We start from the raw sequence: 13494 nt of genomic DNA, 5'->3' as shown, positions 1-13494 counted from the left end.
CATCGTGCGAGAGATAGCCCTGGACACCCAAGCAGCCACCGCCGTCGCGATCCTCGAGGACGGCCGGGTCACCGGCCGCGCCCACAACGATTCCGTGCGCCACCACGCCGAATCTATTACGCCGCTCGTGCGCGATGCCCTCGCCGCCGCCGGCCTGCCCCCTGTGCTGGCCGAGGCCGGCATCGACCGCATCCTCGTGGGCACCGGCCCCGCCCCCTTCACGGGACTGCGCTCGGGCCTCGTCTCTGCCCGTGTCCTTGCCCGCGTCGCGGGAGTTCCGGCTTACGGGGTCTGTTCGCTCGACGTCATCGCCCGCCAAGGCCTCGACCTGCTCGCCCGCGACATGCGCGTCTACGCGATCGCAGACGCGCGCCGCCGCGAACTCTACTGGGGCTCCTACGTTGCCGCCGGGCCCAACGACGTCACCCTCGAAGGGCGCCTCGAAGTCGGTGACGTCTCCACCCTGCTCTCTGCCATGCACAGCGCACCCGGCCTCGTGGTTGCCGGAGCGCCCGTCCCCGCGCACTCAGCCTCGGCCCTGGCGCGCGTCGACGTCGGCCCCCAGGTCGAGCTTGACCCCGCCGTCATGAGCCGGATCGTCGCCACGCGCCTGGGGCGCGGCGAGGACGAACGCCTGCGCACCGACCCGCTGTACCTGCGCCGCCCCGACATTCACGGCCAGTCGGCAGCGCGCCTGTGAGCACCCAGCTGCGTCTCGCCACGCTCGATGATCTCGAGGCCCTCGTCGACCTTGAGGCGCTCACCTTCCCCGAGGACCCCTGGACCCCCTTCATGCTGGCCGACGAACTGATGTCGCCCGCGTCGCGCTACTGGATCGCCGCCGACGAGTCCGGCGCGCCGATCGGCTACGGCGGCGTCAAGGTCGGCGGCGACCAGGCCGACGTCATGACGATCGGGGTCGCACCCCAGGCCCGAGGCCGTGGCGTCGGGCGAGCGATCCTCGACGCGCTCCTCGACTGGGCACGCCAGGCCGGCGCCGCCGAAATCTTCCTCGACGTGAGGCCCTCCAACGAGGGGGCCATCGCCCTGTACAACTCCCGTGGGTTCGTCGAAATCGGGCGTAGGCCGCGCTATTTCCGCAACCCGGTCGAGGAAGCCGTCGAAATGCGCGCGCCCCTGACCCGCGCGGGTGCGAAGACCACCACCAAATAGGAACGATACGTGTCACATTATTCGGCTCTTTCAGCCCCGCTCGGGCAGGCGCAGAGGGCCGAAAATGTCGCGGCGTACACCGATTGTCCACGCGCAAAAAACGGCGGAAAATAGCGGAAAGCTGGGGCAGGGGAGAAGCCTACGCGCGCCGTCTCGTGCCAACGTCCTACCGCCGCCGGGCAACGCGCCGATATGCTTCATGCCATGGCCACTCAAAATGTCGCAACGAAGAAGCGCCGCGCGTGGACCACCAGCGTCTTTATTAAGCAGCTGATGGCCGTCTCGGGCTTCGTTTTCGTTTTCTTCTTGCTGTTCCACTCCTACGGCAACCTCAAGATGTTCCTGGGCGCGCAGGTCTACAACGACTACGCGCACTGGCTGCATGAAGAGGCTTTCGTGCCGATCTTCCCGCACGGCGGATTCATCTGGGTCTTCCGCGCGGCCATGGTGCTGATGCTCGTGATCCACCTGTGGGCCGCCGCCTACACCTGGAAGCGTTCGCGTCGCGCCCGCTCCACCCGCTACGTCGTCAAGAAGTCCGTCTCGGACTCCTACGCGGCTCGCACCATGCGTATGAGCGGTGTCCTCATCCTGCTGGTCCTGATCTTCCACATCGCTCACTTCACCACCGTGAGCCTGCCCGCGAAGGTCGCGAACTTCGGCGCTGACGTCACCACGCCCTACGCCCGCATGATCGCCTCCTTCCAGTCGCCGGTCCTGGTGATCCTCTACGCCGTGTTCGTCGGCTGCGCCTGCATCCACGTCTCCCACGGCTTCTGGTCCATGTTCCAGTCGCTCGGTTGGGTGCGTTCCGCGACCCGCAAGCCTCTGGTTCTCCTCTCGGGCCTGGTCGGTCTGGTCATCTTCGTGATGTTCATGGCCCCGCCCGTTGCCATCGTCACCGGCTTGATCCACTGAGGAAGGGCACGCAATCATGACCGATACACTCATCCACGGCCTCTACCGTGAAGGCGAGAAGATCGCCGACGCGAAGGCTCCCCACGACGTTCCGATCGACCGCCGCTGGGAGCAGCGTAAGTTCAACGCAGCGCTGGTGAACCCGGCCAACCGCCGTAAGCTGCGCGTCATCATCGTCGGATCCGGCCTCGCGGGCGGCGCCGCCGCCGCCTCGCTCGGCGAAATGGGTTACAACGTCGACTGCTTCTTCTACCAAGACTCCGCCCGCCGCGCGCACTCCATCGCCGCGCAGGGTGGTATCAACGCCGCGAAGAACTACCGCAACGACAACGACTCCGTCTACCGTCTCTTCTACGACACGGTCAAGGGCGGCGACTACCGCGCCCGTGAGGACAACGTCTACCGCCTCGCCGAGGTGAGCGCCAACATCATCGACCAGTGCGTCGCGCAGGGCGTTCCCTTCGCCCGCGAGTACGGCGGCCTCCTCGACAACCGCTCCTTCGGCGGCGTGCAGGTCTCCCGTACGTTCTACGCGCGTGGCCAGACCGGTCAGCAGCTGCTGATCGGCGCCTACCAGGCGCTCGAGCGTCAGGTCGCGGCCGGCACCGTCAAGGAGTACTCCCGCCACGAGATGGTCGAACTCATCGTCGACGACGGCAAGGCGCGCGGCATTATCGCCCGCGACATGTCCACCGGCGAACTCCAGACCTTCATCGCCGACGCGGTCATCCTGGCCACCGGCGGCTACGGCAACGTCTTCTTCCTGTCGACCAACGCCATGGGCTGCAACGGCACCGCCATCTGGCGCGCCTACCGCAAGGGTGCCTACTTCGGTAACCCCTGCTTCACGCAGATTCACCCGACGTGCATCCCCCAGCACGGCGACCAGCAGTCGAAGCTGACCCTGATGTCGGAGTCGCTGCGTAACGACGGCCGCATCTGGGTGCCCAAGCGCGCCGAGGACTGCGAGAAGGACCCGCGTCAGATCGCCGAAGAGGATCGCGACTACTACCTGGAGCGCATCTACCCCTCCTTCGGTAACCTCGTGCCCCGCGACATTGCGTCGCGTCAGGCCAAGAACATGTGCGACGAGGGCCGCGGTGTCGGCCCGAAGATCGACGGTGTCGCCCGCGGCGTCTACCTCGACTTCTCCGACGCGATCCAGCGCATGGGCATGGCCGCCGTGTCCGCCAAGTACGGCAACCTGTTCGACATGTACGAGCGCATCACGGGCGACAACCCCTACGAGGTCCCCATGCGCATCTACCCGGCCGTTCACTACACCATGGGTGGCCTGTGGGTTGACTACGACCTCGAGTCGAACCTGCCCGGCCTGTACGTGGCCGGCGAGGCGAACTTCTCCGATCACGGCGCGAACCGCCTGGGTGCCTCGGCGCTCATGCAGGGCCTGTCGGACGGCTACTTCGTCCTGCCCAACACGGTCAACGACTACCTGGCGCACTGCTTCCACCTGCCCAAGCTCGACAAGAACTCGCCGTCCGTCAAGGAGGCCCTCGACTCGGCTCAGAACCGCATCGATACCCTCATGTCGATCAACGGCACCCGCTCCGTGGACTCGTTCCACAAGGAGCTGGGCAAGATCATGTGGGAGTACTGCGGCATGGAGCGTACCGAGGACGGCCTGAAGAAGGCGATCGGTATGATCCGCGAGCTGCGCGCCGACTTCTGGAAGAACGTTCGCGTTCCCGGCAAGTCGATCGGCGAACTCAACCAGTCCCTCGAGAGGGCTGGCCGCGTCGCCGACTTCATGGAGCTGGGCGAGCTTATGTGCATCGACGCCCTGCACCGTGAAGAGTCGTGTGGCGGCCACTTCCGCGCGGAGTCCCAGACTCCCGAGGGTGAGGCCCTGCGTCACGACGACAAGTTCCTGTACGTGGCGGCCTGGGAGTTCGCCGGTGACGGCGAGGCCCCGATCCTCCACAAGGAAGACCTGATTTACAACGACATCGAGCTGAAGCAGCGGAGCTACAAGTGAACCTGACACTGAGGATCTGGCGCCAAAACGGTCCGAACGACAAGGGCGCAATTCATGAATACCAGGTGAAGGGAATCTCGGACGAGTCCTCGTTCCTGGAGATGCTCGACGTTCTGAACGAAGAGCTCTTCGCCCGCGGCGAGGAACCCATCGCCTTCGACTCCGACTGCCGCGAGGGCATCTGTGGTCAGTGTGGCATCGTCATCAACGGCATCGCTCACGGCCCGGAGGTCACCACGACCTGCCAGCTGCACATGCGTTCCTTCAAGGATGGCGACGTCATCACGATCGAGCCGTGGCGCGCGTCGGGCTTCCCGATCATCAAGGACCTGGTGGTGAACCGCTCCGCCCTGGACCGCATCATCCAGGCCGGCGGCTACATCTCCGTCAACACGGGCGCGGCCCCCGACGCGCACGCGACCCCGGTCCCGAAGCAGGACGCGGATCGCGCGTTCGAGGCCGCCGCGTGCATCGGCTGTGGTGCGTGCGTGGCTGCCTGCCCGAACGCGTCCGCGATGCTCTTCACCTCCGCGAAGGTCACACACCTCGGCCTGCTCCCGCAGGGCAAGCCCGAGAACTACAAGCGCGTGGTGGGCATGCTCAACCAGATGGACGAGGAGGGCTTCGGTTCCTGCTCGAACATCGGCGAGTGTGCTGAGGTCTGCCCCAAGCAGATCCCGCTTGACGTGATCGCAAACCTGAACCGCCAGCTCGGAAAGGCCGCCTTCAAGGGCGTCTGATCCGCCCGAGTGGCCAGGGGCCCGGCGCACGCACGTGCGCCGGGCCCCTTTGCGTCCTCGGCCCGCGATGATCCCCTCGTCAAGCGCCCACCAACACTGTGATCTGCGGCGTATCATGGTGACATCAGTGGGGCTCAGAGAGGAGCTTGCCATGCAATTTGATGAGACCGGCCCGAATACGCACACGCGCCGCTACTGGGTCAGCGCGACGGTCGCGATCGGCGCGATGCTTACCTTCGTGATCCTGTCGGTTCTGTTGGTTTTGGGGGTCGTCTTCGGGCCCCCGACCATCAAGCCCGTCGCCGATTCGCTTATCCCGTGGTCGCTGCTTGTGGCCGCTGTCGCGGGCGTCGCGATGCTCATTGCGAACAAGCGGACCGGGCAGGACTAAGACTCGGACTCGAATGCACACGCCGCGCGCTCGCCGCGTGCGCGCGGCGTCCTCGTGCGCGCCGACTTAGACTAGAGGGCGTGAGTGAACCCCTGGTCCTTGGTATTGAGTCAACGTGTGACGAGACGGGCGTCGGCCTCGTGCGCGGCACGCAGCTACTGGTCGACCGTACGGCCACGTCGATGGACGAGTATGCCCGCTACGGCGGCATCATCCCGGAGATTGCGTCGCGCGCGCACCTGGAGTCTTTCCTGCCCACGCTGGACGCCGCCCTCGACGAGGCCGGGGTGCCCCTGGCTGACGTGGATGCGATCGCGGTCGCTGCGGGGCCCGGCCTGGTCGGTTCGCTGACGGTGGGTATCTGCGCGGCCAAGGCCCTGGCCTCGTCGCTGGGCAAGCCCCTGTACGGCGTCAACCACGTGATCGGGCACCTCGCGGTCGACAAGCTGGCGGACGGCCCGCTGCCCGAGCACTTCATCGGGCTGGTTGTGTCCGGCGGACACTCGAACATCCTGGAGATCCGGAACATCGCGACCGACGTTGTCGAGCTGGGCGGCACCCTCGACGATGCTGCGGGCGAGGCCTTCGACAAGGTCGGGCGACTGCTCGACCTGCCCTACCCGGGCGGCCCCCACGTGGATCGACTCTCCCAGCAGGGCGACCGCGAGGCGATCCGCTTCCCGCGCGGCCTGGCCGCCGGCAAGGACAAGGAGCGCCACAAGTACGACTTTTCGTTCTCGGGCCTCAAGACCGCGGTGGCCCGCTACATCGAGGGCGCGAACGCCCGCGGTGAGGTCGTCAGCAAGGAAAACGTGTGCGCCGCGTTCTCCGAGGCCGTCAACGATTCCCTGACCGCCAAGGCCGTGCGCGCGGCGCTGGACACCGGCTGCGACACGATCGTCGTGGGCGGCGGTTTTTCCGCGAACTCGCGCCTGCGCGCTCTACTCACCGAGCGGGCTGCGGCGGCCGGTGTCCAGGTGCGCATGCCCCCGCTGCGTTTCTGCACGGACAACGGCGCGCAGATCGCGGCCATCGGATCGGAGCTGGTCGCGGCGGGCCTGCCCCCGTCGGACTGGGATTTCTCCCCGGATTCCGGCATGGAGCTGACGACGACCTACGTTCCCCCGCGCGCCTGAGCAGCAGGGGCCCTCTCAGCGCAGGCCCTCCATGAAGGACTCGGCGACCGAGGACCACGAGGTGTAAAAGCCGCCCGCCATGTTGGCGCACACCCCGATGAAGGCGGCGCAGGCCAGTGACGTGAAGGCGAGGGAGGTCAGCCGCGCCAGGTAGGTGACGCAGGAGGAGACCGCGCCCGGCATGCGGGCAATGATGCGCGGCATTGGCAGGCGGAAGAGGCGCGATTCGCGCGCCCAGTCCTGCTCGTCCCCGGCCAGGAGGGCGCGCCACGAGCCCGCGAAACGCCACGTGATCGTCAGGCTCATTGCGGACAGCAGCGCCAGGATGGCGAGGGTGGCCGCGCCGTTGGGGGCCGTCGGTCGCACGGAGTGCGTGACGTTTGTGGCCGGCACGATGGAGGCGTAGGCTTCGGATGCCAGCGCGGTCGCCGCCGTCGGGGCAGCCCCCACGGCGGTGGCTACCGCGTCGGAGGAACCCCACCACGCCAGCATCGTCGGGATGTGCTCGCGCCACAGGGGCCCGGCGTGCCCGCCGGTGGGCGGGATGTCGGTCGTCACGGTGTCGGGAGCCTTGACGGCCTTCGCCATCGCAACGGCGGCGGGGGCGCCGCCGGCCCCGTCGTCTGCGGCGGCCATCGCGTAGATGCGCAGCCCGTCGGGGACCCTCTTGGCCAGCATCGTGGAGAGGGTGTTATCCGCCAGGTACTGGTCGCCGAGATTCGTCATCTGCCCTTCGATCTGCGTGTCATAGCCGGAGAGGGAGGCGGCTGCGCCGAAGGTTTGGGGTGTGCGCATCGCCGTCCACACCGCGCAGTAGGCGCCCGCGGAGAAACCGCCGAGCATCCATGCGTCGCGCTTGTCGGAGGTGTTGGGGAAATTGTGGCGGATGAACGCGGGGATTTCGTGCGCGGACCACGTGTAGACGGCGGGGCGTCCCTCAATGTCCGCGCAGTCGTGTGCTTCTTCGTCGACGCTCAGGGAGGGGGCGACGATGATGGTGGGCGGGATGATCCCGGCGTCGATGGCGTTGTCGAGGGCTTCCTGGACGTGGGCGCCCTGCGTGGTGCCGTCGGCTTCGCCCGGGTAGCCGTGCAACAGCTCGATGACCGCGTAGGTCTTGCCGTCGGTGGGGGAGTAGTCGCGTGGCGCGATGACGAAGACGGGTAGCGTGATGCCGCTGATCGGGCCCGTCCACGTGGTGGTGAGCATCCCGTCCTCGGTCCTGGTGAAGGTCGCGTCGAGGCTGGATGACGCGATCGGCTGGTCGCCGATCGTGACCTCGCCACCAGACTCGGCTGCCGGTTCCTCGACGTTGGAGGCAATGAGTTCCGCCAGGTCGCCGCTTGTCTTGACAAGGCCGAGGGAACGGTTGAGGACGAGCGCGCCCGAAGCAGTCACAAGGAGGATCGGCGCGAGGATGAGGACCGTGCGAGCCAGCCAATGCCTCGTGCGGCGCGGAAAGCGCCTGGGAGCCCACCGCGGCAGGAGGAACGCCCCCGCCAGGAGAGACAGGGCCGCCAGGGCTGCGAAGACCGCGAGGGTGCGTGCTGACGTCAGGGACAGAGAGCCAAGAAAAGACATCGTCATTCCTTCGTGGAAGCGCTGGACGAGGCCGTGGCGGCCTCGCGTGTATTGTCAGGGCCGGGCGAGGCCGGGGTTGGCGCCTTCGGTGAGGCAGCGCGAGCGGCGTGGGCCGAGCGCAGGTCACCCACGCCTTTTGCCGCGAGTTTGGCGAGGCCAGCGCTGACGGAGGCGAGCAGCGTGAGGGTTTGCGTGGGGGACACGTGGGGCACGTAGGCGTGCGAAATGGCCAGGCCCACGGTTGCCAGGGAGGCGGGGTCAGGCACGGCCAGGTAGAGGGGCTGCGTGCGCGGCTTGAACTTGCGTTTGAAGGCGTGCAGCGACGTGAAACCGTAGAGGGGCTCCATGATGGCCGCCAGCGCGTCGATGAGTGGGCCGAACACGGAGGTGTCGTCGGCGGAGCGGGTGAGGGGCGCGCCCGATAGGGACAGGAATTCGAGGCCCTCCTCCTGGGCGGACAGGGCCGCCTTGCCGATGAGGAACTCGATGGCGGGGCGCCACCCCTGGGTGCGCCTGCGCATGACGTCCAGGGTGAGGCCGACGACCTGGCCGCCCCGGTATACAGGCAGCCATGAGGTGACGGCGTGAATCGTTGACTGGGAGTCGACTGCGACGAGAATGCGTGTCTCTGGGACCGCGAGCTCGCGAACGCCGCCGAGCGTGAAGCCCATTTCCGGCAGGGCCTTGTCGGAGCTCCACCCCTGCGAAATGACGGTGATCTGGTCCTTCCAGCCCTGCGGGCACTCCTCCCACGTGGTCCAGTGGGCCTCGACACCCTCGCGCGCCGCGTGGTTCATGGCGGTGCGCACGTCCTGGTAGGCCTTGCCTTTGAACGCGAGGCCGGGCAGGTCGAGGAGCGATTCCTCGGCGACCTGCATGATTGTCCAGCCGTCGCGCCGGGCGGCCTGCGCGAGGTCCTCGTGGATCGAGTAGAGTGCGGGCGTCAGGCCCGCGGAGGCGGTGAAGGAGGAGAACTCGGCGATGGCCCGCGAGGCCGTTCCCTCCTCGTAGGCGAGGTCCGTGACGGTCAGCGCGACGCCGCCGGCCCCGCGGTAGGCGACCCCGGCCTCGTCGAAGGGAGAGACCCACACCTGATTGCCTTCCCAGGTCTGCATCCACCCGAGGGTGTTGGCCCCGTGCTCGCGTAGGAGGGGGATGAGGTCGTCGACCGGGGAGGAGGCGGGCACGCGGGGCAGAGCCAGGAGCGCGCGCAGCACCAGGAACAGCGTGCCGACCCACGCGACGAGCGGCGTCCACAGGACGGGCGCCTCGGCCAGGAGAGTCATGGGAACGAGCGTGGGTTCGAAAATCGAGGCGGTCGCAGTGGGCAGGAGAACGAGGACGTAGTCGTGGAATACCTGCAGTGGCGTCGCGTTGGGAGCGTCCGATAAATCCTCGCCCGAGGCCAGCGCGGAGAAGGGAATAAACGAGTCACTCGTGAGTAGCCCGAGCACGAATACCACGGCCGCGCACACGACCATGAGAATGAGCCAGCGACGCAGCAGGGTCGACGTTGTCGAGGGCGCGGCGTGGATCGTGAAAGAGCGGCGCACCCACCAGGTAATGGCGCACAGCGTCACGTTGAGGAGGACGGGCATGAGCAGCAGGGCGGCGGCCGTGCTCACCTCGGGGCGCAGGGGATCGTCCGGGCCGTTCCACGCGAGAAGCTCGACGGTGGTTGACGTCACCGTCGAGATGCCGAGGATACCCTGCAGGATGAGCGTCCCGACGTAGGCGAGGCGGCGCCCCCTACGCAGGCCGTAGGCGAAGACTAGCTGGAGTGTGATGGGCGCCAGGCACAGGAGGGTCGTGATGACGCCCGTGCGGCCCTCGAGCCACCAGGCCGGCCCCAGTGACCAGCGCATCTGCGCGAGCGGGCCTTCGGGTGCGGCCGAGACGACGGTGAGAGCCGCCGCGCACGCCCAGCACAGGGCGGCGATCGAGGCGAATTGGCGCCCGAGGGTCACCTCGTCGTCGGTGTCGTCCTCGGAGCCGCGCACGCCGACCAGGCGCGCGGCGACCATGCCGGCCAGGAGCGCCCACACGCGCGCGTAGGAGATCGCTGATCCGAGGATGGCTGCCGACAATACGAGGACTCCGATGAGGAGGAAGCGGGCCCTCCAACGCCAGCGCGACCCCAGGGACTGCACGGCCGCGCCCACTAGGGCCACGAGGATCAGGCTCGTCCCCCACAGGGTTCCCTCGCCGATCGCCTGGCCCCAATCGGCGATCGTGCGCTTGAGGAGCGGCAGGGTTGCCCACGTCGCGGTCACGCCCAGGACCTGGCCCGCCAGCGCCGCGGTCACCCAGGTGCGCGTGCCCAGATGGCGTTCGGCCGCGCCGCCAGCGAGGATCATGGCGCCGATGCCCAGGAGCGCCGTGGCCAGGAAATGGCCGGGAACCGCGCCGACCGAGGAGAAAATCGACCACCAGTGGGAGGGGGAGGGGGAGGGGCTGGCCTCAAGGACGCTGAACTGGTCGCGCCACACCAGGTACGAGGCGGACAAGACGCTCAGGACGACCGTGACGACGGCGGTGGCCGGGGCGTGGGAGAGCCAGCGCACCGTCAGGCGCGCGAGCGAGGAGATCAGGAGCCAGAAGGTTCGCAGCGTCGCCGCAAGTGGGGTGCCGATCATGCGCAGACGTGCCGCGCGCTGTTCGGGCTCGGCGTGGGGTGACTCAAATTCTTCCTGCGCCACGATGGTGTCCTCTCAGGCCGTACCATTTTCCGCAGCACAGGATACTACTGCGATCTGACAATGGGCTGAGAATCGGCTGGGAAGCGCTCGGCCCAGCCACGAAGCGTGGCCGGGCCGAGGCGTTGAGGTTGCGCGGGCGTTGATGCGCGGGCTGGTGTGGCGCTCTCAGGCGTTGAGCGTCGCGAACTCCGCGAGGGCCAGGGGACGCCCCGCGGCCATCTCGGCGCGCATGAGGTCCACGACGGCGTCGAGGCCCTGGCCGGGTCGGGCGGCCGCGGCGACCGAACGCTGGCGCTCGTAGGAGGCGCCGATCGTCAGGATCGTGTCCAGGCCCGCGAACTCGCGGGCGCATCCCAGGTCGGCGGCCACGGGAGCCAGCTCCTCGCGCAGGCGCGCGATACCGTCGCGGGCGCTCTCAGTCGCGCCGTCGCGCGAGACAATGAGGGTCGCGTCCATGCCGTATCGGGCCGAGCGCCACTTGTTTTCGGCGACGAACCAATCCGGCAGAGAGGGCAGCGGCTCGCCGGCATCGAACAGGCGCGAGAAGTGCTCGACGAGGACGTGGGTCAAGGCCGCGAAGGTGCCGACCTCGGTCGCGTTCGTCGCCGCGTCGAACACGCGGTTCTCGATCGTGCCAAAGGCAGGCGAGGGGCGGATGTCCCAGCGGACCTCGTCAAATCCCTCGATGACGCCCGTGCTGATCATGTCGTCCGTGTAGGCCTCCAGGTCCTCCCACGTCTCGAACTGTCGCGGGATGCCGGCGGTGGGCAGCTGCTGGAAGACCATCGCGCGGTTGGACGCGTACCCCGTGTCCTGGCCCGCCCAGAACGGGGAGGACGCGGAGATGGCCTGGAGGTGACCCAGGTGAGCGGTCAGAGCTGCCTGGATGGGCAGGATCTTCGCGCGGTCTTCGACGCCGACGTGCACGTGGACGCCGTAGAGCAGCATCTGGTGGCCCCAGTAGGCGGTGCGCTCCACCAGCTGGGCGTAACGCTCCGAGTCGGTCACGCGCTGGCGCCCCGGGCGGGCGAAGGGGTGCGTGCCTGCGGTGGCCAGGTCGATCCGCAGGTCCGAGGCCAGGGGCCGCAGGAAATCAACGCAGCCCGTCAGGTCCGCAACGCACTCGGCGACGGTCGAGCGCGGCTTGGACACGACCTCGATCGTGTTCAGGAGCATCTCTCGGTGAATGCCGGGGTAGAGCTGGCCGTTGACCGTGGCGCGGTCGATGATCGCGTCCGCGCTCTGACGCAGGTCGTGCGAGTCGCGGTCGACGAGCTGGAGCTCCCACTCGACACCGATCGTGGAACGTTGGGAGGAACCGAAGGGCAAGGTCATGACGATCCTTTCGCTGATTGCCTCCATTGTGTCAGTCGGGCGCGCTGGGACGGCGGAGAGCTTCCTTACAGGTTTTCGGGCAACCGCCTGCAGATAATCGCCCGGTGGCGACCGGCAAGACGCGTCGCAATGACCGTCAGCTGAGCGCTGCCGCCGCGAAGCTTGAGAGCTTTACGCAGGTCATCAGGATTGATGTCCGCGCCGCGCTTCTTAATCTCCACGCTGCCCGCGTCTCGGGATTTGAGAGCGGCGGCGATGGCCTTGGCCCGCAAGTTTGTCACCTCGAGAATCTCGAAGCGATCGTAGAAGGGACTGGGCGGCAGATCGTCGCCCGTCAGGTAGGCGATCTTCTCCGACACGATGCCCGCCCCGCACTGGCGTGCGAGCACGCCCAGCAGGCCCGAACGGATCACCGCCGGGTCCGCCTCGGCGACAATAGCCCCGAGCGGGGCGACCTCCACGGACTCGGCGGGCGTATTCGCTGCCATCCCCTCGGGAGAGGAGAGCGCGTGGGCTGCCCCGGCCTCGTCCAGGAGCAGGCAGGAGCGGCCCCGCCCCTCCGGCGCGAGCGCAGGAGACCACAGGGAGGCCTCGACGAGGTCCCCGCCCACGCTCACCCACTGCGCGTGCCAATCGGCGGGAATGAAGTCGTAGGCGATGCCCGGCGCCACCTTGACGCCCACACGCTCAATCGTGCGCGCCCACCCGAGGACCGCGGACAGGGGAGGAGACCACTGCTCCGGATTCGTAATGCGCGCCGATCCCCGCGAAGCGCCCGTGCGCCGGGCGGGATCGGCGAAGATCGCGTCCACGCCCTCGCCCGCCAGCTCCTCAACATCCACGTCCATGACGTCGCCCAGGCGCACCTGCGCGCCCTCGAAATCCCGCAGGTTCGCGGCCACGGCACCCGCCGCGTCCGGATCGATGTCCACCGCCAGCACATCCAGGCCCAGGCCCGCGATCGCCAGCGCATCCCCACCGATCCCGCATCCCAGGTCCGCCACGCGCGTCGCCCCGCTGGCGCGGAAGCGCTGAGCGTGGCGCGCGGCCACCACCAGGCGCGTCGCCTGCTCCAGCCCATCGCGCGTGAACACCATGTGGGTGGCCACCGGCCCGAACTTCTTGCGCGCAGCCTGGCGCAACGCCAACTGTGTCACAACTGCGGCGGCCAGCTCGGCCTCGACGCCCGACGCTCGCAACGCCGCGCCCAGCTCACGCAGCGGCATCGGCTGGGACTCCAGGCGTGCTTGCAGGGACTCCAGCAGCTCCCAGCCGGGAGAGGACAGGATCGGGGTCAGGGTGCTCACGGGCCCATTGTCCCACCTCTTGGGGGACGAGGCCGTGGTGGCTGCGCGCTCGCGGGTCGCGCTCGCGGGAATGGAGGGGAGGGACGGGCGAATCGCCCACGGTGAACGCCCCTGGCACTCGGGTTGCCCGAGTGCCAGGCCCGCAACTACACTCGGGGAGGAAGCGCGGGATCTCCCCGCGACCGGTCCTGCACCTGACCCCCGCGACGGCAGGGAAA

Annotated in this window: 11 protein-coding genes; 7 read left to right on the top strand and 4 right to left on the bottom strand. The window is 68.2% G+C overall.

All coding sequences use genetic code 11. The annotated features are described in order from the left end of the window. Positions 1-4: 4 nt before the first annotated feature. The 7 genes from tsaB (at position 5) to tsaD (ending at position 6354) form a co-directional block, all read left to right on the top strand. Entirely contained in the window at positions 5-700 is a 696-nt protein-coding gene (gene tsaB, locus O3669_RS01595; protein WP_371523376.1) for a tRNA (adenosine(37)-N6)-threonylcarbamoyltransferase complex dimerization subunit type 1 TsaB, read from the top strand. Then, entirely contained in the window at positions 697-1173 is a 477-nt protein-coding gene (gene rimI, locus O3669_RS01590; protein WP_371523375.1) for a ribosomal protein S18-alanine N-acetyltransferase, read from the top strand. Before tsaB ends, rimI begins: the two co-directional genes overlap by 4 nt. Before the next feature lie 204 nt (positions 1174-1377). Next, positions 1378-2091 carry a succinate dehydrogenase cytochrome b subunit gene (locus O3669_RS01585; RefSeq protein WP_371523374.1) on the top strand — a complete coding sequence of 238 codons (714 nt, stop codon included), beginning with the start codon at positions 1378-1380 and terminating at the stop codon, positions 2089-2091. A gap of 16 nt (positions 2092-2107) precedes the next feature. Then, positions 2108-4087 carry a fumarate reductase/succinate dehydrogenase flavoprotein subunit gene (locus O3669_RS01580; protein ID WP_315282677.1) on the top strand — a complete coding sequence of 660 codons (1980 nt, stop codon included), beginning with the start codon at positions 2108-2110 and terminating at the stop codon, positions 4085-4087. Continuing rightward, positions 4084-4827 (top strand): succinate dehydrogenase/fumarate reductase iron-sulfur subunit, encoded by a 744-nt coding sequence (locus tag O3669_RS01575; RefSeq protein ID WP_295919790.1) that lies wholly within the window; start codon positions 4084-4086, stop codon positions 4825-4827. Before O3669_RS01580 ends, O3669_RS01575 begins: the two co-directional genes overlap by 4 nt. A 151-nt stretch (positions 4828-4978) precedes the next feature. After that, the gene (locus O3669_RS01570) at positions 4979-5218 is read left to right on the top strand and encodes a hypothetical protein (RefSeq protein ID WP_295919793.1); all 240 of its coding nucleotides are present in this window, start codon (positions 4979-4981) and stop codon (positions 5216-5218) included. Between the two features lie 80 nt (positions 5219-5298). After that, positions 5299-6354: a tRNA (adenosine(37)-N6)-threonylcarbamoyltransferase complex transferase subunit TsaD gene (gene tsaD, locus O3669_RS01565; protein ID WP_295919795.1), complete on the top strand. Its 1056-nt coding sequence runs from the start codon at positions 5299-5301 to the stop codon at positions 6352-6354. Between the two features lie 15 nt (positions 6355-6369). Here tsaD and O3669_RS01560 read toward each other — a convergent pair whose 3' ends face one another. The 4 genes from O3669_RS01560 to O3669_RS01545 form a co-directional block, all read right to left on the bottom strand. Continuing rightward, a complete protein-coding gene (locus O3669_RS01560) occupies positions 6370-7935 on the bottom strand; it encodes an esterase family protein (protein WP_295919797.1) in 1566 nt (521 codons plus the stop codon). Between the two features lie 2 nt (positions 7936-7937). Further along, a complete protein-coding gene (locus tag O3669_RS01555) occupies positions 7938-10634 on the bottom strand; it encodes a bifunctional lysylphosphatidylglycerol flippase/synthetase MprF (protein WP_371523373.1) in 2697 nt (898 codons plus the stop codon). Between the two features lie 165 nt (positions 10635-10799). Beyond that, positions 10800-11969, bottom strand: coding sequence for a glutamate--cysteine ligase (locus tag O3669_RS01550; protein ID WP_371523372.1), 1170 nt, complete (start codon positions 11967-11969; stop codon positions 10800-10802). A gap of 65 nt (positions 11970-12034) precedes the next feature. Continuing rightward, a complete protein-coding gene (locus O3669_RS01545; RefSeq protein WP_371523371.1) occupies positions 12035-13276 on the bottom strand; it encodes a methyltransferase in 1242 nt (413 codons plus the stop codon). Between the last annotated feature and the right edge of the window lie 218 nt (positions 13277-13494).

Source organism: Pauljensenia sp. 20925_1_34 (assembly GCF_041432775.1).
GTDB lineage: Bacteria > Actinomycetota > Actinomycetes > Actinomycetales > Actinomycetaceae > Pauljensenia.
Note: the sequence above shows the minus strand (reverse complement) of the source record. Positions and strands in the feature narration are given on the sequence as shown.

What these genes read in the sequence shown, in the direction of transcription:
- O3669_RS01585 (WP_371523374.1), top strand. Translation starts at nt 1,378, where the DNA reads ATGGCCACTCAAAATGTCGCAACGAAGAAGCGCCGCGCGTGGACCACC.
- O3669_RS01580 (WP_315282677.1), top strand. Translation starts at nt 2,108, where the DNA reads ATGACCGATACACTCATCCACGGCCTCTACCGTGAAGGCGAGAAGATC.
- O3669_RS01570 (WP_295919793.1), top strand. Translation starts at nt 4,979, where the DNA reads ATGCAATTTGATGAGACCGGCCCGAATACGCACACGCGCCGCTACTGG.
- O3669_RS01560 (WP_295919797.1), bottom strand. Translation starts at nt 7,935, where the DNA reads ATGTCTTTTCTTGGCTCTCTGTCCCTGACGTCAGCACGCACCCTCGCG.
- O3669_RS01550 (WP_371523372.1), bottom strand. Translation starts at nt 11,969, where the DNA reads ATGACCTTGCCCTTCGGTTCCTCCCAACGTTCCACGATCGGTGTCGAG.